The sequence below is a fragment of the Pseudomonas sp. KK18 genome, from assembly GCF_037094675.1.
Taxonomy (GTDB): Bacteria; Pseudomonadota; Gammaproteobacteria; order Pseudomonadales; family Pseudomonadaceae; genus Aquipseudomonas.
Window position 1 is genome coordinate 2,583,076 of record NZ_CP146605.1, and the last position, 19,762, is coordinate 2,602,837.

At 57.3% G+C, this 19,762-nt stretch carries 13 protein-coding genes; 7 read left to right on the top strand and 6 right to left on the bottom strand.

Annotation, left to right across the window (positions count from 1 at the left end; all coding sequences use genetic code 11):
- Nucleotides 1-5: 5 nt before the first annotated feature.
- The 3 genes from V6607_RS11850 to V6607_RS11860 all read right to left on the bottom strand — a co-directional run bounded on the left by V6607_RS11850 (nucleotide 6) and on the right by V6607_RS11860 (nucleotide 6,441).
- Entirely contained in the window at nucleotides 6-3,191 is a 3,186-nt protein-coding gene (locus tag V6607_RS11850) for a UvrD-helicase domain-containing protein (protein ID WP_134326133.1), read from the bottom strand.
- A 2-nt stretch (nucleotides 3,192-3,193) separates the two neighbouring features.
- Nucleotides 3,194-5,809, bottom strand: a complete 2,616-nt coding sequence (locus V6607_RS11855) for a PD-(D/E)XK nuclease family protein (protein WP_256662431.1) — start codon at nucleotides 5,807-5,809, stop codon at nucleotides 3,194-3,196.
- A gap of 467 nt (nucleotides 5,810-6,276) precedes the next feature.
- Nucleotides 6,277-6,441, bottom strand: a complete 165-nt coding sequence (locus V6607_RS11860) for a hypothetical protein (protein ID WP_165933340.1) — start codon at nucleotides 6,439-6,441, stop codon at nucleotides 6,277-6,279.
- A 144-nt stretch (nucleotides 6,442-6,585) separates the two neighbouring features.
- Here V6607_RS11860 and V6607_RS11865 point away from each other — a divergent pair, with 144 nt between their 5' ends.
- The 3 genes from V6607_RS11865 (at nucleotide 6,586) to V6607_RS11875 (ending at nucleotide 8,439) form a co-directional block, all read left to right on the top strand.
- Nucleotides 6,586-7,203 carry a sel1 repeat family protein gene (locus tag V6607_RS11865; protein ID WP_134326135.1) on the top strand — a complete coding sequence of 206 codons (618 nt, stop codon included), beginning with the start codon at nucleotides 6,586-6,588 and terminating at the stop codon, nucleotides 7,201-7,203.
- Entirely contained in the window at nucleotides 7,193-7,450 is a 258-nt protein-coding gene (locus tag V6607_RS11870; protein ID WP_134326136.1) for a hypothetical protein, read from the top strand. The genes V6607_RS11865 and V6607_RS11870 overlap by 11 nt, the downstream gene beginning before the upstream one ends.
- A 236-nt stretch (nucleotides 7,451-7,686) precedes the next feature.
- Entirely contained in the window at nucleotides 7,687-8,439 is a 753-nt protein-coding gene (locus V6607_RS11875; RefSeq protein ID WP_134326137.1) for an NAD-dependent deacylase, read from the top strand.
- A 28-nt stretch (nucleotides 8,440-8,467) separates the two neighbouring features.
- On the opposite strand, the gene V6607_RS11880 is transcribed toward V6607_RS11875, so the two are convergent.
- The 3 genes from V6607_RS11880 to V6607_RS11890 all read right to left on the bottom strand — a co-directional run bounded on the left by V6607_RS11880 (nucleotide 8,468) and on the right by V6607_RS11890 (nucleotide 12,264).
- Nucleotides 8,468-9,004 carry a GIY-YIG nuclease family protein gene (locus V6607_RS11880; RefSeq protein WP_032896235.1) on the bottom strand — a complete coding sequence of 179 codons (537 nt, stop codon included), beginning with the start codon at nucleotides 9,002-9,004 and terminating at the stop codon, nucleotides 8,468-8,470.
- 65 nt (nucleotides 9,005-9,069) lie between these two features.
- On the bottom strand, nucleotides 9,070-10,083 hold the full coding sequence (locus V6607_RS11885; RefSeq protein ID WP_032896237.1) for a WYL domain-containing protein: 1,014 nt from the start codon (nucleotides 10,081-10,083) through the stop codon (nucleotides 9,070-9,072).
- A 93-nt stretch (nucleotides 10,084-10,176) separates the two neighbouring features.
- Nucleotides 10,177-12,264: an AAA family ATPase gene (locus V6607_RS11890; RefSeq protein ID WP_134326138.1), complete on the bottom strand. Its 2,088-nt coding sequence runs from the start codon at nucleotides 12,262-12,264 to the stop codon at nucleotides 10,177-10,179.
- A gap of 223 nt (nucleotides 12,265-12,487) precedes the next feature.
- Here V6607_RS11890 and V6607_RS11895 point away from each other — a divergent pair, with 223 nt between their 5' ends.
- The 4 genes from V6607_RS11895 to V6607_RS11910 all read left to right on the top strand — a co-directional run bounded on the left by V6607_RS11895 (nucleotide 12,488) and on the right by V6607_RS11910 (nucleotide 19,676).
- The gene (locus tag V6607_RS11895; RefSeq protein ID WP_134326139.1) at nucleotides 12,488-13,702 is read left to right on the top strand and encodes a hypothetical protein; all 1,215 of its coding nucleotides are present in this window, start codon (nucleotides 12,488-12,490) and stop codon (nucleotides 13,700-13,702) included.
- Entirely contained in the window at nucleotides 13,699-15,693 is a 1,995-nt protein-coding gene (locus tag V6607_RS11900; protein WP_134326140.1) for a hypothetical protein, read from the top strand. The genes V6607_RS11895 and V6607_RS11900 overlap by 4 nt, the downstream gene beginning before the upstream one ends.
- Nucleotides 15,677-19,429, top strand: a complete 3,753-nt coding sequence (locus V6607_RS11905) for a helicase-related protein (RefSeq protein ID WP_134326141.1) — start codon at nucleotides 15,677-15,679, stop codon at nucleotides 19,427-19,429. Before V6607_RS11900 ends, V6607_RS11905 begins: the two co-directional genes overlap by 17 nt.
- Before the next feature lie 115 nt (nucleotides 19,430-19,544).
- Entirely contained in the window at nucleotides 19,545-19,676 is a 132-nt protein-coding gene (locus V6607_RS11910; RefSeq protein WP_256662406.1) for a hypothetical protein, read from the top strand.
- The last annotated feature ends 86 nt before the right edge of the window (nucleotides 19,677-19,762 follow it).

The following is a 19,762-nucleotide window of genomic DNA, read 5'->3' on the forward strand; positions in this document are numbered from 1 at the left end:
CACGGCTAGAAAACGCGAATGGCACCGGCAGCCGTAGGCAGGAAGATCCAGGCCTCTATCACAGGCCTGCCAGATGCCGCCTCAATCGCTTGGGCATACGCGTCAAGTTGGCCTGCATGTTCTTGAGCCAGTCGCTCCCACTGCGCCTCGGGAGATGGATTGGATTTGTGGTCAATCAGTACCCAGCCATCCTTCGTATCCAACAACAGGTCAATCCGTCCATTCAGTATCTGCCCCGAGGTGAGCAACTGTTGCACCGGGTACTCTGCCATGGCTTTGGCATGCGGCCACCGGGACTCGATCCAGGAATGCAACGCAGATAGCTGATTGATGACCTGGCTGGCGCTCACATGCTCATGTACTTCATGGCTCAGCAGCAGGCGCTGCACTTCGTCCAGGACGACGGGACGGGTTGGATCGGTGAACGAGAGGCACAGACTGGCGTGAATCGCGGTCCCCAATGCACTCATATCCGGGCTGCCCTGCAAGGCGATGCGGGTGCCGATTTGGCATTTTTCGCCGGCGCCTGTCACCGATCGGATGACGCTACTGGACGGCTGAAAGCTCAGTTGCATACGCGGCTTGGCAACTACCAGTGGGGCAAGCCAATGCAGATTTTGCACGGCAACTGCGATAGGTTCTGGCGCATTGTCGGCGGTCAGTGTTCGACAGTCAGCCGGCAACGATTTCCCGCTAGGTAAACGTAGAACTTGCTCGCCTGGGGCTGTCATCAACCACGGCGCTTGAACGCAGTCGAGCCACTGCCCGGTTGTTTTTCTGCCGGAACGTGCGATCACCAGCAGATCGCGGGCTCGGGTCATGCTCACGTAAAGCAGGCGTTTTGCTTCTTCAACAGCTTCCTCTCGGCACGTTTTGGCCAGGCTGGTCTGCTCGAACTTCTCGGCCAGTGGGACCTTCTGCTGTTTGCCTAGAGGCCAAGGCCAGTAGCGGATGAAGCGGTCGTGCAATGGTTTGTGCGGATCGAACGCGCTATTGGAGCGCGAAGAAACGGACCATAGGCGGTCGCCAATATCGCGCGCCAAATCCATCAGGATGACCACTGGCCATTCCAGGCCTTTGCTTGCGTGGTGGGTCATCACCTGAACGGCGTCCAAAGCCGGTGTGGCCAATGCATCGTTGTTGGTGCTGGCCGTTTCGCCCAACCAGAGCACCAGCCCGGAGATAGATGCAGCCCCCAGCCCATTTCGGCATAGGTCCTCATATTGCTGCGCCAAGTCGATTATTGCGTCGAGGTTGGCCATGCGCTTTTGAGCCTGTGCTGGCGAGGTCGACCAACTCGTGACGCGCGAGGGTAAGTCACACTCAGCGATTAAGCGCTGCAACGCTTCCACAGGCGTCAGCAATGGAAGGTCCGCGCGCAGCCGCGCCACTGCCGCAACCAAGGGGTGTGCCCGATAATCGTCGACGTCTTGCTCGCGCCACAGCGCTTTTGGATGACCCGCATGCAAATAACGCAGGCGCTCCGCAACCCAGCTCTCCGGCTCTTCTGCCTCAGCCAGCGAAACAATCTGCGCGGTAGCCAGGGTATCGAAGGGATCATTCAAGCGACGCAAGCACGCCAGCGCCAGGGTTGCTTCTGCGGTAGCCAGCAAGCCGGGCTGTGCAGTGGAGCAGGGCATTCCCGCTGCAGCGAGGGCGGCGGCCACTTTGGCGACGTTGCTGTGGGAGTAGCAAAGTACGGTGATATCGCCCAGCTGGACGTCACGGATTTCCTTGCTGGTTTTATCGAATACCTGATGCCGGTTTTTCACCAGTTGGCCAATGCCTTCGGCCAACGCATTCACCTGCTGCTCGGCATTGCTGCCATCGAGTAACCAATTGGCGAAGGCGGGCCCGGGCAGTTGGTCCGCTCGAGTAGGTATCAGCTGAACTTCGTCGGGCGGCAAGCTGCTGGAGAACGCCGGGCCAAACACTTCGTTCGCCAGCTCGACCAGCTCCGGTCGTGAGCGCCACGAGTTACGCAACACCTGTTTCTCACCGCCCATTTCGGGTAACGCGTTGAGGATGGCCTGCATCAATGCACAGTCGCTGCCACGGAAGCCATAAATGGCCTGCTTGATATCGCCTACCCAGTAAACCCGTTTGGCAAAGCGCGAAAGCTTCAGGAAGACTGCCAACTGCATCGGGCTGGTGTCCTGGAACTCGTCAACCATGACCAGATCAAGTTCTTGCTCCAGCACCTGAATCACGGCGGGGTTGTCTAGCAGTTTCAGCAATGCGTGTTCCTGGTCGGCAAAGTCCAGCACGCCGAGCTCAAGTTTGCTCTGGCCGTACACGTGCAATGCGTCGATGGCCAAGGTGAACACCTGTTCCAGATACACCGTGATATCGCGATGCAAGTCCGTGTGTTCTGCGTAGCGCTCTACCGTTTCGGTCAGGCTTGCAACCAATGGCTTGAGCTTGGCTTCCGGGGCCGATTTGGCCAACTTTGCCCAGGCACTCCAGCGCGCGTTGCCTTGCAGCAACTCACGGTGGAAATCCATGAGCAGGGATACATAGTCCGCCGTAAGCTTTATCTTGCTGTTGGCAGCGATCAGTTGTCCAAGCACATCAGGAATGATGCGCAGGAGCTCACCGCTCAAGTCGGTTTTGGTCGCTGAGGGGAAATGCTCAAGCATATCCTCGGCATTGCGGACTGCAAAACCACGGGCCAGATCGAGGTCGATGTCGTTGGTGCGTAGCTGATCTAACAGTCGGCGAAGTTCATCGAGCCAGTTATTGCTCGCATAGTCGCCCTGTTGATGGGTGACTTCCAGGCCCAGACGGCGTGCGATGGCAAGGAAGGTGTCCATGCTTTCGCCATGCAGGACCCGGTCTACTGCCTGATTGAGCAGCACTTTCGCCTGATTCTCTTCCAGCACTCGCTGTTGTGGAGGCATGCCAGCTTCAAATGCGAAGCGCTCCAGCAATTGGCCGCAAACGCTGTTGACGGTGCCTATCCGGGCTTGCCCCATAGAGGTCGCCAAGCCAATCTCACCTTTTTTGAGCAAATGGCTGCGTACTCGCTCGCGAAGTTCGGCTGCCGCTTTTCGTGTGAAGGTGGTGGCAATAACGCCTGCAGGTTGGACCTGCTGACTGAGCAGTTCCTGGTGCAGAATCTCCGTGAGCCGGTGAGTTTTTCCGCTGCCGGCGCCTGCGCTGATAAAAGTGATGTGCGCGTTCTTAGGCATTGTCATTGCTCCCATCCGGCCAGGGCCAGGTAGTCGTTGTAGGCTTCCTTGAGGTATTCCATTGGCATCGCTTTCTCGGGCGGTGTCGAATCCTCGTCCTCTTCAATACTTTCCAGTGCCACTTCAAAGACGCCCGCAGTGATTTGCGCCTGACGCCATTTCCAGGCCTCGGTGAAACTCTGCCAGAGTTCGGGCGTGGTGCTTGGCGGATTGGCGGGCACCCGTTCCGAATCGGCAAATACGCGGTCATCCGGTGTCAGCAGGCGGGCGGACTCCAGGATGAAATACGCCACGGACGGCAACGAATTGGTCTCCTGACGCAGCAACTCGGCATAAATCGCCAGTTGTAAATGGCGGTTCGCCTTGAGTTGTTCGGGATATTTTTTGCCGCCGGCCCACTTCATGTCGACGATGGCTCGATGCCCGTCCTCTGTGGTCAATACCAGGTCGGCAGCACCCGCCAGAGCGCCTCCAGCGAATTGCCCGTCCAACGCCTGCTCTGCGGTTACGACGCGGACATTGGCATTGGCCAAGTGCGCTCGCAACTGGGTCATTGCACGCAACACTCGGTGGCGCAGGGTTGACAGATCGGCACCGCGCCCCTCCATCAACAGCACTGCCCCTTCTTCACGCACCACGCGCGGGAAATGAATCGAGAACCATGTGGCGAAGTCTGCCGCGTCCATGGTCAACGCGTCGGTTCTGCTGAAAAAGTGTTCAGCTAAACGGTGGGCAAGCGAACCGTTCAGAAGAAAACTGTCGCTCAGACTGAGACTCTTGGATGCCTGAATCTTGGCTCCGTATTGCAGCAGCCATTGGTAAGGGTTGAACAGCAGCAGGTTGAGGCTCGAGAAAGAGGCTTTTTCTGGCAGAGCCAGCGGCATGTCTGCCGGCAGCTTCCACCAGCGTTTGCGCACTGGTAGGGGGGTCGACGGTTGTGGCTGAAATAGGAGGCCGGGCGCAAGCAAAAGGTCCTCCAGCGCATGTATTTTTGGGGGCTGAGCAACCGCTTCGATCATCTGCCAAAGTGGGTGACTTTCCTCGTGCGGTGGCGCTAGCACCAGCGTTAGATTGCGGTTCGCGACCAGCAAAGGCCGTAGCCAGTCTTGGGCCGCTTGAGCCAGCAGCGTTCCACCGTCGGGCAGCGCCACTCCTGCATTTGCGAGTTGCAGCAGTTCCGCTTTGGACCACGGCGAAATGGCAGGCAGTGCCGGCATGGCCAGATTCCACCAGACCACCGTGTCCGAGCTCTCAATGGCGGCCCCCGGGCGGGAAACGGTCGAATGAGCGCCGACCTGGGCGGCCAGTAACGGATTATCCGTGCCACTCGCAGTGGCCTGTTCGATCACCTGCTGCAACTGCCGCGGACGCAACCGCTCGACGCCTTGAAGTTGAAGCGTCTCTAGTGTTTCCAAAGCTGCTTCGCACTGCGCATAACCCGCCCGAGCAGCTAGGCTGTGTGCGGGTTCTTCGTGGCCCAGGCGCGGTTGAAAGAACGCCAGCAAGCGCTGGACACGCACCAGCACTTCGCTCAGCGGCGCGCCTTCATCAACACTGAACGTGGGAGCTTCGAGCCAGTCGCCAATGGATGTCCGAACACGAGGCGCTTCGGCACCGTAGTGTTCTGCGATGCGCTCCAGGACTGCTTCCCATTCGGCTCCGACAATACCCGGCATACTCGATACCTTGGTCGCCAACTGTCGACGGGCAAACAGCCGAATCGGGCATATCGGATGGGTCAGAAACTGTAATAGCGCCGGGTAATTCAGTGGCGCCCAAAGCAACTCCATTGCCAAAGGCAATACCTGCAGGGCCGGCCGCAAATCGCTGCTGCCATTCAGGCCATGGCGAGCTTGGTTTGCACCGACTAAATGACCATCAAGGCAGCCGCCCTCGGCACTGGCCACCAGCAAGGTCTGCACGCTTTCATCTAGCGAGCGGCTCAACCAGCTCGCCGCCAACACTCGAGTCTGTGCCTGAACTACCTTTACCGTGCCGTCCTCTTGCCACGGCATCGGTGTCACGCGCTCACCGGCAATGCTCTTGCGCAGTTGCGTCTGCAACTGGCCTAGGAAGCCTTGCGCCGTGCCCACGGGCACCTCAAGGCGCTCGTGTGGGAGTTGATGCAGCACCGCTTGCCAACCAAGTGGGTACACCTCCCAATCGTCAGCCAGCAGCACATTCTTGATCGGTGGTCGCCGCACAGCCAGAGCCTCGGCAACATTGTGCAGGCGTTGCCCAATCGATGGCGCGACTACCTCGCGGGCTTTCATCTCTACCTCGGTAAGGTCCTTCAGGCGCTGGCTGGCATCTGCCTCCACGCGCCCATCCCAACCGTACAGATACAAGTCATCTCGCCAATCCAGTAATGCAGCGGACACACCCAGCTCATCAGCGGAAAAACTGGCGTTGTAGAAACGCTGTGCGTTGTTGCAGTGTGCCAGGCAATTCCGATACGCCGCTGTACGCTGCGCCGCGCAAGGTTGGTGTGCTGTCAGGCCCAGTTGGGTTTCCAGAATATCCAGAAACCCCTGTGGCCCAACCGTCAAAGCGCCCAGCTGATTGCTCGCCCGGGTTGCCCGTTGACCATCGAGTTGCATACCGAACGTGATGAGCATTTCAGACACGTTGACGCTCCTTGTGAACGTTGAGGGTTCAACACACCGCTATCGGTGAGTTGTTGTAACGACCTAAAGACGAAACACATTTAGCGGCTGGCGGCTACCGTACGAACGAGGTGCGACGGATTGCGTCGTGGTCGACACGTTTGTCAGCGAAGGCGCTGTTCTCGCCATATTTGCGACTTATCCAGGATTGAGCCAACTCAGGGCTCGATGGACACGTAAGGCGAGGTTGGGGTGGTGGGCGGTTGCGTTCATTGTGGTGGCGAGTCTTGAGCGACTGGTAATCCATTCCAGGAGTTTCCTTGGGGCAGAGGATGTCCGCTTGGCCTTGGTTATCGAGGCTGTATCGGCGGATTAGGCTCAGGCTTGAGCATTCGGGGATACTCAGTCCAGTGCATTCTCGCGCAGTGTGGCGATAAGCTATCACTTGTTGAGGGGAGGGATCCACAGGTGGAGAAACGTCAGCGAACCTGAGTGGGAGCGTTGAAACACTTGTAACCGGGATACTGGGCTTCGGCAGTGACCTTGGCCATGGCCGAGCTCACTGCTTGTACGGTGATGGTGAAATTGGCTTGCGGACCGGCAGTGGCGATGGAGCGTTGCATGAAGGCGCTGTAGGTTTTCATGAGTGCTGGCTCTGGGTTGTATTGATGAGCCTTCATTGTTGTGATCAGCCGCGACAGGATGTGTCGAGATGCGTGTACGACACAAAATGTCGTTGTCATTTCGATAATGAGCCCTATCGAATGATCAACCGGAAGGCTGTCCGAATGAGCCCTGATGAAAAAGTATTCCAGTTTCTGGATGCCCTGTTGCCCGATGCCGAGAGCATGCGGTTTGTCGAGTCGCGGTCGCCATGCGTTGCGGATGCAGACATTGGCATGCCGTCCTTGAGAGTGTTGAAAGCGCCTGTCGACGGCAATCTTGCCTACCTCACGATCAACGCCGCGAGCCCCCTGGTCACCATGGTCGATCCCGCGTTGCTGCGCATTCTGTATCGTTCGCTACGCGATGACTCGCTCGCCTCAGACCCGGATGCGCTCAATGATCTTGGCTGGCTATGGATCAACGGTCGTCGCGTCCCTTTCGATAGCGTCCTCGCTCGGCGGTTGTTCAAACTCGCGTATGTGTTGGGATCGGGTGAGGCGGCATTCAATCTTGGCGAGCAAGCCTGGTACGGCCGAGGCATGTGCGTTAACCAGGACCTTGCGACCAGTTACTACGAGCAGGCATATGAGCGCGGCATCACGTGTGCGGCGCAGGCGTTGGGACGTTTGCATGAAAAAGGAATTGATGGCCAGGCGCCAGACTTTGCCAAGGCTACGCACTGGTACCGGCTGGCTGCCGGAGCTGCGTTTGCGTCAGGAGAAAAATGCTATGGGTTTTGAGAGTTGGGCATCGATGGCGATGCAGGGGCTGATCCTTTCAGTGCTGGTTGCGCTGTACACGCGATGCGGCAAAACCTGGCGTTTACTCAGCGATTGGCATGTCACTACGCAGGAGCGTCGAACTCGCGCGAATTGGCATGCCGAGGAAAATCGCGAGCTCAGATCGGCGCTGCGAGCGGAAAAGGCTCATGTGGAACAGCTACAGCGCAAGGTGGAAATTCTGCAGGCCTTGCTGCCTGTGGCGTAAAGCGAGCGTAACAGAGGAGTAATGACATGCCCATAAGACCAAGACCCTTCACATTTGTCTGTGGCAAATGTGGCTGGAAGAAAACGGTCGTGCCACTTAGCGATGCCCTTGGACCGGGGGATTGGTGCGATCGATGTGAGAAATGTGGAAACGAAGCGTTGACCCGACAACCGGCCAATATGATTGATCGTACGTTGGCTGAATGGTTTGCCCGGTTACGTAGATAGGACGAACTCATGATCGAATTCCAGGGCCAGCGTTTGCGTGATGCTTCCCATGTGGTCGTATTTACTGGCGCGGGCGTTTCTGCCGAGAGTGGCATCCCGACGTTTCGCGACGCCTTGACTGGCTTGTGGGAGCGTTTCGATCCAGCGGTATTGGCCACCGCCGACGCATTTCGCAACGACCCGGCGTTGGTGTGGGGATGGTATGAATGGCGACGCTCAAAGGTACTTACCGCCAAACCGAACCCCGCCCATTTGGCTGTTGCCGAACTCGCTCGGTTAGTCACCAGGCTGACGGTCATTACTCAGAATGTCGACGATCTGCACGAGCGTGCGGGTTGTCATGGGGTGATTCATTTGCACGGCAGCCTCCACTCACCGCGCTGTTTTGCGTGTGCCCGGCCTTATAAGGGGACAACGGATCAGTTGAGTGAACCTGCAGACGGACGCAGGATCGAACCTCCTCGCTGTCGACACTGTAACGGCAAGGTCCGGCCGGGCGTGGTCTGGTTCGGTGAGTCGCTACCGGAGCACGCATGGCATGAAGCGCTGGCGGCCGTCAGAGATTGCGATCTGCTGCTTTCGGTGGGGACTTCGGGGCTGGTACAACCAGCGGCGGAAATTCCTCGGATCGCCAGGGAACATGGCGCTGTAGTTGTGCATGTCAACCTGCAGCGAGAATCGGTCCAGGGAGAAAGGGAGTTCAGTCTCGTCGGCAAAGCGGCAGAAATACTGCCGCAGTTGCTTGCTCAGGCAAACGAATAGCGGACGCCTTCAACGGTCAGCGAATTGCTTATCGAGCGCCCTGTCTGCCGAACATGGGTTTGTTCGAGGCCCACAAGCCATCTTCTATCGCCTGGACGACGGCACCGTCGATCTCTTTGCTGAATCGCCAGGCTTGAATGCGCAACGTACCCTCGCGTTCTGGCAGCCAGTGGCAGAGCTGCATGGCGTAGGTACCTTTATTGCCGAAGCCCAGGTGTTGTTTGACCCGCGAATCCAGGTCGGAGGAGCTCCCAACATATAACAGTGCTGACGCGGGATTGAGACGGCAATACGCTCGATCGTTTTTCCGAGCCTCCTTGGCTTCCTTAAATGCGCCGTGGAGCTCTTCGTATGCATCGTCTTCAACTGAAAACTGATAGATGTAGCGCGCTTTGGAAGAGGACCAGGTCTTCAGAGCCCCCAGCGTTTGAGCGGGATAGCCGCTGCGGATCTCACTGAAAGGAATACATACGTCATGGAGGCTATCGATAGTTGTGCGTTCGACGTAGCGGGCCAGATCACGCAGATTGCTTGCGATGTCGGTCAGGATGGAAGGCGTAAGCATGTGTTTCTACCTTGTTGAGCATTCGACCAAAAAATAGGCCGGTCGCGTCGGTTGCTTAAAACAAGCTAAATTTCTGGCTCATACGCCGCAGCGGCGCGGCGCAATGTATCGCCTACCTGTTGGCGCAGTGCTGCGGGTTCCTGCACGACCAATGAATCGCCCAACGACAAAATCCACCAGTGCAATTGCCACGTATTGTTGACGGTGGCCTGCACCTGATAACCGTCCGACAATGCTTCGAGCGCCATGTCTTTACTCAGTGGCGTCTCTCGAATCAACCGAGCCTGGTGTTCACTCACCCAAGCCTTGAAGCGGATTTTCTCGGGTTTGCCGAACTGCAGGGCGTCGGTGGCAAGGTAGGTTTGCAGCTCGAATGACTCCAGCCCCTGGCATGGCGTGTCGAGCACCGTTACCGCACGAAAGCGATGCACCGCGAACTGACGGACATCGGTATACGGCGCGGCAGTGGCGATCAGATAGGTGATCAGTCCCCGCTGGACAATCGCCAGGGGGTTGAGAGTCAGTACACTGAGTTTGTCGGTGTGTGCCGAGTAGTACTGACAATGAACTTGCTGTTCGCTAATCAGGGCATGCTGCAGTGCCTCCAAGGTTTCTGCCTGGATTTCCGGAGCTCGAAGATTGAAATCCGGCCGAACGCTCGCAACTTTGTCGGGCCAGCGCGCGGCAGGGTTGCCGTCTTCGAGGCCTTTGAGTTTTTGCCGGGCATGCTCGAAGCGCGGTTCCAGCACGCTCAACATGCTGCCCGGGAGCAGTGGGCGGATTGCATCTTCGACCAACGCAAGACTTACGGCTTCAGTCAGAGTAATGCCCTGCAACTCGACGCTCACGCCCGGTTTCCAGTACCAACCGAAGGGCGTACCACCATCGTTGCACTGCAATGGAAACACCAGGGACAGATCACGCAGGTCGCGCTCGATGCTGCGGCGGCTGATGGAGTAGCCAGTGGCCGTCAGGCGAGTCAGCAATTCACTCACTGTGATACCGGGTGAGCGTTTGGGCAGCTGTTGCAACAGCTCCCATTGACGACTCAAAGCGCTATGGGTCTTGGCTGAAGGCAAGAGAATCATCCTTGTAGTGTTGAAGCTGGCCTTTGGCTGGCGAATAAACCGGTTGTCTGCCTATCGGCGACAATCCGGCAACCTTTAGTCCGTTCAATGTATGAAACCGATAGGGCGCTGCTGCCCAGCGGACTTCAGTCGACACTCGGCAAGCAATGCGCCTGCCAATTCATCCGCGCTGGCGAATGGCTTGAAGCGCCCCCGGCGCGCGACCGCCGCGAAGTCACCGGGAGTCAGGTATGTCTCGCCGCGCAAGCGAGTCGCAGCACTGTTTTGTGGGTCCTTGAGCTCCAGAGCCTTCAGAAGTGCGGCAAACAATGCCTGAGCCTGAGCGGTTGCTAGGTAGCCGAAATGCACCTTAAGGTCGAAGCGCCGCAGAGAGGCTTGATCCAGATCGAGGATCAGGTTTGTGGAGGCAATGAACAGCCCTCGGTAGCTTTCCATTTGCGTGAGCATTTCATTGACTGCAGTGACCTCCCAGCTTTGCCGCGCCTTGCGCCGGTCCTGCAAAAAACTGTCGACCTCATCCAGCAGGAGTACGGCGTCTTCTCGTTGCGCGAGCTCGAAGGCGCCCGCCAGGTTCTGCTCAGTCATTCCCACGTAAGGGGATACGAGGTCGGAGACTCGCTTGACCATCAGCGGCTTGCCCAGCTCCTGCGCCAGCCAGTGGCCAAATGCGGTTTTGCCAGTGCCGGGTGGCCCGTAGAAACACAACCGTGCCTGTGGATGAGAGCGGAAACCGTCAACCAGTCCGTCCAGTGGGAGGTCGGCGTTGATCCACTCCGGAGAATAAAGCGCTGGCAAAGCGCCGTCGGTGTGCTGAAGTTTTTCGAAGCCTTGAGCTTTCAGCGTGCCGTCGACAATGCAGCGAATAGTGTTATCCAGCGCCTTGCTGGCGCGCTGCGACACGCTGCGTCCTACGCGTACTGCCCGCTCCAGCACGGCAGGCGTCATTCGCTCGTGTGCACTGAGGTGTTCGATCAACTGATCGCTCAATTTGCCACCGCCACACTCGCGCAGCATCCGCTTGCGTTGTGCCAGTGGCGGGTTGGGCACCTCGATCACCATATCGAAGCGTCGTATATGGGCGGCGTCGATAGCCTCTATGCTGTTGCTCAGCCAGAAACACGGCAGCGTATTTTCTTCCAGCATGCGATTGATCCAGCCTTTCTGCGAGCGACTATTGGCGTCTGCGCTGGCGGTCTGGAAGATGTCTTCGATCTCGTCAAGTACGAGCAAGGCGCGTTGAGAATGCAGCACACTGTTGGCCGCGCGCAGGGAACACAGACGTTGCTTGGCGGACACCGGGTCACCTTGGCTGTCAGTGCAGGCGACTTCATAAAGAGCGCTGCCCAGGCTGTGAGCGATCAGACGACTGAGTTGAGTCTTGCCAGTACCAGGCGGGCCATACAGCAGAATGTTCACACCTTGACGCCCTTGGGCCAAGGATTTGCTCAGGTAGCGTTCGGCGATCATCAGCGGCTGTCTGACATGACTGTAATGCTCCCAGCTCAAGCTGCCGGGTGGACTCAAACGGAACGCATAGGCGAACAGCTCCAGTGGCGTGCCTTTGCTGAAGCGCAGGAGGCCAGGCAGATCCGGGTTGCTAACCGACAACATCGAACTCAACGCCATGACGGAACGGTGGTTGTTGCTTATTTCCAGCAGTCCGGTGCGCATTAGTGGGCTGTTATGCGCTAGGCAGGCCTCGACCTCCGGCAGCGGCAGGCCCAATAGTACTGACAGCACTTTTATTGCACGGTTGAGTCCCAGCATCCCCAGCTGATCTGTAGCATCACTGAGTGTCGGATCGGTGTGCATCAGCACGCAAAAACCGAGCACCTGGAGCTCTGCGTCGGCCAAACCCAACAATTCTCCCAAGGCCTCAAGATTGGTCGCCAGGCTGTCCGGGTAGGGCGCATACAGGGGATCGGTGTTGAAGCTACGAGCGCCTTTGCGCAGTGTCGCCAAGGCAAGTGCGGGACTGTAATTGTCGCCGTCTATCCATTTGGCCAGACCCAGTTCATGCGCCAGATCCTCATCATTGAGGCCGTGTCGGCTGATAAAGGTGCGATGTCCCCCCAGATCCAGCAGCAGTTGGAAACTCCACTTCAGCGATAACGCACAGGTGTCAACGGCGCGGCGGCTGCCGTGTGCGAAAGGGTTTAATCGGGTTCCCATGCTAGATCTCCTGATGCTGTGGAGGCGGCAGGGTAGGACGAGCAGTGGTCAGGATGTGTCGTGGTTGTCGTGCGTATTGAGTGATGTCATATTGCCTGCCGCTCTCGGCGACCCACTGGATGCCAGATCACTGCATACGACACATCTTGTCGGTGCCCGGTGATATTGCTGGTTTGAACACCTTGTTCATTCCGGCGTCAGCCTTCTCAAGGATCGAGTTTTCATGCTTACCGTTCTATCTCTGCTGGATAACAGGCTACGTCCTAAAGGATCACGAGATCCCTTGGCCATCGAGTCCATCTGGAGCTCGGTGGGGCGAAAGGCGGTGGGTAACCTGACAACGGTCACCAGCCGCATGAGCCATTTCATGGTCGCGTTGCTGGCCTGCCGATATGCCCATACAGGCACGAAATCTCGTCCCCTTGAAGATGTCCAGCAGCGGTACGCACGCGCCGAGCAACTGTCGGCTTACCTGCGACTTCATGACTCTGTTAAAGCAGGGCCACTGGGAAGCCAGCTTGCTATCGCCAATCTCAAGCGCGACTCGATGGAATTGGGCATACACAAGAAGGCGCAAATCCTCAGCAATCAACTCAGCTATGGGCTGTGGGGGCTGTATTCCTCCGCACTACAGGCAGCGGGTCTTATCAAAGGCAGTGAAAGACGACTGACTGACCGAGGTGTGGCGCTCACGGATCTTATGTTGCAGGTGTTTGGTGACTCTCGGTGGCAACGCTTCGAGGATTTAGCCGGCCGGAACAATGTGACCCGGGCGCAACTGTCCCTGTTGGCGCCCGACTTTGCCGCGCTGCTCAATGACAAAGGCGTACGCAAGCACATCGTCCTGGCGCTGCTGAATTACCAAAGGGCTGGCCCCCTGCAAGTCGCGTTGTTCGAGGCGGTTAACGTGTGGCTCCTGTTGCCTGGCGATAAATCTTCAGTGCGCGATTTCATTCAGTGGGCGCTGACCGAGCAGAGTGTCGACCCCCAATTGCAGGATGTTCTAAAGCAAATTTTGTTGCTGCAACCAGTGCTGGTGTTTGCCAATACGCTTGTTGCCTGGTTGCAAAGCCAGAAAGGCCGCAGCCGCAGCGATTTGATCGACGACTTGAGTCCACGGCTCACGGCGCCATTTCTACCGTTGGGCTGGAGCAGGCCGGGGTTGCCGCATTTATCGTTCCTGCAGAGCCTCGTGGAGGCTGCCAACGGCGGCGATGCCGCTTCGGTAATCGAGCAGATCGTCATCCAGAACAGCGTAGTGATGGGCCAGAGAGGTGGAGCCGCGTGGCTTCACTGGGAGGCAGACAAACTCAGGGTTCGGGTTCCCGTGGATCGCGCCTGGTTGCCTGAGGATCTTTGCGGTCATTGTGGAAAAACCTGGGATTACAGCTTTTTTCTTCATTCCTTCCTGACCATTGCCAAGGCAGGCCAACAATGAAAGCACACACCATCAGTGATGCGTTCCGGGCCTGTATTGGTGAGCGCGAAGTGACCTCGGCTTTTTTCACAACCTACAGCTTCGAGCCAGACTTCTTCGAGCTTGAGGTCATCCCGCTGCTACTGGGCGATCATGCACTTTCAAGCCAGAGCGATATTCGCTCGGTCCAGCTGCAGGCATTGATGCAGGACAAGGGCAGGCGCTTTGCCGTGGTGCATGACATGGATGTATTCAACCCCACGGCAGGCAGTCGCCTTGAAGTCGATTATTTGCCCGTGCGGATCGGCGGGGGGTGTCAACACGCCAAGATGGCAATATTGGTTTTGCAGGAAAAGGGCGATCAGATACCGACGATTCTGCTGGTGGCAGGGTCATTCAACCTGACCAAGGCGGGGTGGTGGGACAACATCGAGGTTGGACATTTTGTCGAGCTGCAAGCGACTCGTGCGCCTGCCAATATTCTTGAACCCATGCGCCGTGCACTGCGATTTTTTCAGGCAGCCGCGCCCACCCCTGTCCTGGATGAAATAGTGAATGTGCAGGCCGGCTGGTTGGCGAGCGCCGATGATCCTGATTGCAGCTTCTATTTCTCCGGGGCTGCTTCTAACCGTTTGGCTTTCCTCGACTTCATTGGCCAGCGCCCACATACGTTGCCCGCTGCCAAGGATGCAGCCACGTTGGAAATCGTCAGTCCTTTCTTCGGCGAGAAACCGGACAGTGGCGATACTCAGAAACTGATGAGTCTGTTCCCGACAGTCCGTTTGCTGCTGCCTCGGGATGAGGAGAAGCGGGCACTTGTCGATCCCGGAGTATTTGACGCGTTCAATACCGATCAATGGTGCGGTTGGGCCTCTGCCTGGAACGATAGCCATCAGGTCATCGGAGCCCCCTTTCGCCGGGTACATGCAAAGATATTCCAGGGGCGCGGCAAGCGGTCGTGGCAGTTTGTGGGGTCAGTGAATTTCAGCCACAAGGCATTCCGGGAAAATGTCGAGGCTGGTTTTCTTCTGCAAGGAGGCGATTTCCCGCCATTGCTGGAGCCTTTGACGGCCCTGCCTTCGGGGTTTGCCCCGGACTCGGATTTGCATAGCGCTGAAGCTTCGGAAGGACTGGCAATGCCGGCCTTGCGCCTGGCATACGACTGGAACAGTCAATGGCTGGAAGTGATAGCACAGGATTCGATCAGCGGTGAGCTGACATTGCTGGACAACCCAACGCCAAGCCTTGGCTCAATTGTTTTCGCACAGACAACTTCGGGCAATGCGTTTCTGCCTGCATTGCGTGACCATCTGGAACGTTCTTCTCTGGTCAGGGTGCGCTGGCAGTCAGGTGCCGAGTGCGTGGAGCGTTACCTGATGGTGACGCAGCGCAACATTTACTGTCGTCCCAGCCAGTTGCCGGCGATGGACCTGCAAAGTCTATTGCGTTTGTTCATCGAGATGCGCCTTACCAAAAAAATCAGCCAGTTCGGTGAGCTGGCTCAACAGATGCTTAACCTCCGTGCCGCACTGGGTGCGACGGATGAACAACTGCCGGAAATGATGGACGCGATTGAAGCCAAAAGCTTCTTCGCGGAGTTCTCGCAGGTCAATGGCGCGTTCTGGCAATTGGAACGCACCCTTGCACTGGCGGCAGACGAGAACAGCGCAAAAAAACTCGCGTACTACCTCGCTGGCTGTCAGCCCGACTCTTTGAAGGCCATGCTGGAAAGCGTGGAAGCGGCGGGCGGTGATGAGGAAACGGTGGTTGTGCGCTATTTGACGCTGGTCAGCATGCAAGGCTTGTTGACCCGATATCCGCAGCACAGCTGCGCGACCCTGATACGGCGAGTACAGGCACTCATTACCGAACTGGAAAATGAAGAACTGTTGCGTCAGCTCGACGAGGCCGAAGGTGCGCGTTTCCTCGACTGGTTCAGGACTCAATTTCAGCGCCCCTTGAACGCTGTAAATTCACGGAAGAAGGATGCCCCCCATGCAGCGGATCAATAAGGCCACGGCCGAGGCCGTTATCGATTTTTCCGGAGGCAATCCTGAACTCGAGGGCTTGGCTGAGCAGCAACTGTTGGGCACGGTCGCCCTGTACAACAAACTGGCGGACCGTCAGGTGGCGTACCTCGCCGATGAAGTGGGGATGGGCAAGACTTACATCGGCCTCGGTGTCGCTGCATTGATGCGGCATTTTAACCCTGGTCTGCGTGTCCTGTATCTGCTGCCGAAAAACAACGTCCGCGACAAATGGATCAAGGACTATCGGGCGTTTGTCCATAGCAACTATAGGCTTGAGGACATGGCGGTCAAAGGCCTGGGTGGCGAGCCGGTCACTCCGTTCAGAGCCTGCCACAATTTGTCTGAGGTGGTTCAGGCAGTGGCCAGCGGCAACGAGCGCGATCTATTTATCTGCACATCAGCCTTCAGCTTTGCAATGGGAAATACCGTAGCAGACATGCTGCGTTGGACACAGCGATTTGAGGAGTTGATGCCTCAACATCGCAAGCTTCTGGAGAAGATCGTCAGGCAGTTGAACACTATGGACGGCAGAAGCAATCCTGGGGGACTCAAGCGGCAGGTCAAGGATGTCTGGGTGAAGGCGTTGGGCGAGATGTTGCCCCGCTTCGATCTGGTGGTAGTGGACGAAGCGCACAACCTGCGTGCTGGCTGTGAAAGCAGCGACCGTAATCGCTTGTTGGCGACCTTGCTGGGCGACAACAAGCGTATCAAGCGCCTTTTGCTACTGTCGGCAACACCCTACGACCGCCATCTTGAACAGTTGCGCAACCAACTCGCGTTGTTCGGCTTCCAGGGGTATGCGGCACTGCCGGAGGGCGGCGATCCGACCGACCCCGACATGCACGCGGCGCTCAGTCGCTTGTTCGTACGTCGCCTGAACACGCTCACGCTTGATCAGGTGGCTCACACCCGCAACATGTATCGTCGTGAGCATCGCAGCGGCGAGGCTGCGGAAGTGAAGATGACCGTAGCGCAAAAATTGTTCGCCGCTCTGCTGCAAAAGAAGGTGAGCGAGCACTTGCAGGAGAACTGCTCTAATCGTTTTGAGCTGGGTATGCTGGCGTCGTTCGAGAGTTACCTGCCTGGCGAAAAAAACCGGCCGGTAGAGTTCGATGGTCATGAGGCCGCGGACGAAGGCGATTCGTTACGGGATGCGGCAGACCGCAGCGTCGTTGAATATCTGGTGGACGATTACGAGAACTCCTTCAAACGCAGACCACCGCATCCAAAAATGGACAGTGTGAGTCAACAGACGCATCGTCTGGCGTTTGTCGAAGGCAAGAAACAGTTGATTTTCGTCCGCCGTGTGCGCAGCGTTTCCGAGCTGAAGTTCAAGCTCGAAGAAGCCTACGACGATTGGATTAGTGGCTACATCGTCGGCGACAATGCTGTTGTCAAAAGTTACCAGCTATACCGAACGCGCACGGTCGAACGTAGTCACTCCCTGATCGAAAACGATGTCGCTGACGTGTTCGATGCACCGGCAAGCAGCGACAATTTCTTTACCTGGTTCTATCGTGGTCAGAATCCGGAGCTGGCCAGCATCAAGGGCCTGGGGCAGTTGCCCCACAACTTCCGCAGCACGCTGTTGCAGAGCCGATTGTTCGAGGCTAACTGGTTATCTTTGCCGGGCATGCCCGCCATGACGTCGTTGAAAATCGATTGGAGCGTGATCGGCAAGAGCGAGTCTGTCGCCAGTCCCGGCCAACGTTATCGATTGGCTCAATATGCGTATCTGCGGGCCGTCGCAACGCGTGACGATGCCGCCGCGACAGTCGCCAAACGCGTGTTGAATGTGTTGTTCGAAGGGGTCCAGGCCACGTGTGACTTGGCTGACCCTTCAGCTCTTGCCCGTGAACTGGAGCGTTCAACGCTCTGGGATAGCTTGCGGCGCCATGGCGAGCTTGCTGTGCTGGCACCCAATTGGAACTCAGAGGTATTCCCCCAACTTGCCACTTTAAACAATGGTGCGGTTGATCGGCTGTTGCGCAGACTGAGTACTCATCAGGAATTGCTCGGCGCGCTGTGTCGTGTAGATCATCCTTTCATTGATCTGTATTCGCTTAGGAGCGCTCGCAGGGAAAAGGACGGCGACGCCGACGGCCTGTTCATAGAGGCACTCGTCGAACTGTTGGATGTTCAGCGAGCAAAGCACAGCCCGTTCAGCAGTTATCAGATATTGCGCGATACCGTCGAGAACCTGGATTTGTTGATCAAACTCAACTTTCCGGAGATCTACTCAAGGCCAGTCAGTGGCCTGACCAAGTACCTGGCCACCCAGGTTCGTTCCACTTCACCCATTCGCGGAGCTACCGGCGAGAACAGCGCCAGCCGTACAGCAATTGCCACGCTCTTCCGCATGCCTGGCTATCCACGTGTGCTGATATCCACCGATGTCTTTCAAGAAGGGGAAGACCTGCATACCTTCTGCGACAGTGTCGTGCATTACGGTATTTCCTCCAGCCCCATCGCTCTGGAGCAAAAAGTCGGCCGTGTTGATCGGATCGGGTCACTGGCACATCGGCGCATGCTCACGGCCGGCACCGGTTATGCCGAGCATTTCATTCAGGTGGGCTTTCCGCACATCCGTCAAAGCATGGAGTTTTATCAGGTACGCCAGGCTGCGGCCAACATGAACGCATTCATTCAAACGCTGCATGCCGTGGGCCACCAGGGACCCCGGTTCAAGCGCGAAGTGGAGCTGCATGAGGAGTTGGTGGACCAAGCGCCCGTGAAGCCGCAGATTCTCGACTTTCTCACCAGCCATTATGAAATCACTGACGAAGACCTAAAGGGCGATGATCGCAGTGAGGCGATAAGCAATCAGGCCATTGTCATGACGCAGCGTCTGGCTCATGTCAAAACCCAATTGGGGACCACGCTTAGAGATCTGACTGGCGATCCGCAGGCTTTCGTGAGGGAGGCTGGTGACGGCTGGCATCTGTCGAAAGCGGATTTCGATATGCCGAGCGTTACCGTGCGCAGCGCTGTTGGCATGGCCGAGTTGCTGGTAGCAGCGACGATACCTTGCGATATCGACGAGTCAGGCGACATCCACAGCCCCATCGGCCGCGTCCGCTTCCTCAAGACCTTGCAAGCCGATTCGTTCAGGCGGGTGTTGCTGGCGCCGACAGCGGAAAAAACCAAACGATTCGCTTTGCTGTACAACGCCGAAAATTACGCGGGCAGCGATGGTGTTCTAGTTGGTGACGAAGTTCTCGACGTCTATCGGCGTGTCTCAGGCTCGCTTTCTACATCCAGCAAACGCACCGAGGAAACGGTCGCGCGCATCCACGGGATGGTAGACAGACTCGTACACGACACTGAGCGCATGAGCGTCAGGCGTCTATCGACGTGGAGGCTTGAGTTCCATTTCAAACTGGAGGGGCGGTACCAATTGGTCCGGTGGGGGTTCAAGGGCCAGTACGTGGTGTTCACCTCCAAGGTTGTCGATCACAAATGGACCAGAAAATTGGCGATGTTCAAACAGTTCAGCCAGTCACCGCTGGTGGAGCACACGCTTGGACGCAATTGCCGATTCGATCTGGTGGACTTCCATGTCGACCAGGACGAGGAGCTGAGCGTGCGGGCGTGTCATCCAGTGCAACATCTGAATGCTGAAGAGTTGATGCACATTGCTCATCAGGTCGCATCTCAGGCAGACAGGCTGGAGCACGTATTGATGGGGCGGGAAGGGGAAGTCGGGGACGACGACTGACTATCACCGCCAGGGTGAGTATTTTTCGTGCCTTTGGAATCGGCTGTTCGGCCCCGACACAATCTGTCGCGACCGGCTCGTAGTCTCAGTACAGACCACAAGAGAGGGATGCGAAATGCTGAAAAACGTGATGGCTACCATCGGTTTAGTCGTGGTGCTCAAAGCGAGCTTTGATCTGTATCTGAAGTACAAACAGATGGAGCGAGAGAATGATACCTGGCGCAAGTCGGCCTCCGGCGGGGAGTGATGTGCTAATCGCCTGGGTTCTTAATTGATCCAAAAAATCTTCAAGTTCGACGTCTGCTGTCCGATAGCTTTCTGATGCGCCGTTGG

Coding starts and splice junctions, on each gene's coding strand:
- V6607_RS11850 (WP_134326133.1), bottom strand. CDS start 3,191: ATGCCTAAGAACGCGCACATCACTTTTATCAGCGCAGGCGCCGGCAGC.
- V6607_RS11855 (WP_256662431.1), bottom strand. CDS start 5,809: ATGCTCATCACGTTCGGTATGCAACTCGATGGTCAACGGGCAACCCGG.
- V6607_RS11860 (WP_165933340.1), bottom strand. CDS start 6,441: ATGAAAACCTACAGCGCCTTCATGCAACGCTCCATCGCCACTGCCGGT.
- V6607_RS11865 (WP_134326135.1), top strand. CDS start 6,586: ATGAGCCCTGATGAAAAAGTATTCCAGTTTCTGGATGCCCTGTTGCCC.
- V6607_RS11870 (WP_134326136.1), top strand. CDS start 7,193: ATGGGTTTTGAGAGTTGGGCATCGATGGCGATGCAGGGGCTGATCCTT.
- V6607_RS11875 (WP_134326137.1), top strand. CDS start 7,687: ATGATCGAATTCCAGGGCCAGCGTTTGCGTGATGCTTCCCATGTGGTC.
- V6607_RS11880 (WP_032896235.1), bottom strand. CDS start 9,004: ATGCTTACGCCTTCCATCCTGACCGACATCGCAAGCAATCTGCGTGAT.
- V6607_RS11890 (WP_134326138.1), bottom strand. CDS start 12,264: ATGGGAACCCGATTAAACCCTTTCGCACACGGCAGCCGCCGCGCCGTT.
- V6607_RS11895 (WP_134326139.1), top strand. CDS start 12,488: ATGCTTACCGTTCTATCTCTGCTGGATAACAGGCTACGTCCTAAAGGA.
- V6607_RS11900 (WP_134326140.1), top strand. CDS start 13,699: ATGAAAGCACACACCATCAGTGATGCGTTCCGGGCCTGTATTGGTGAG.
- V6607_RS11905 (WP_134326141.1), top strand. CDS start 15,677: ATGCAGCGGATCAATAAGGCCACGGCCGAGGCCGTTATCGATTTTTCC.
- V6607_RS11910 (WP_256662406.1), top strand. CDS start 19,545: ATGCTGAAAAACGTGATGGCTACCATCGGTTTAGTCGTGGTGCTCAAA.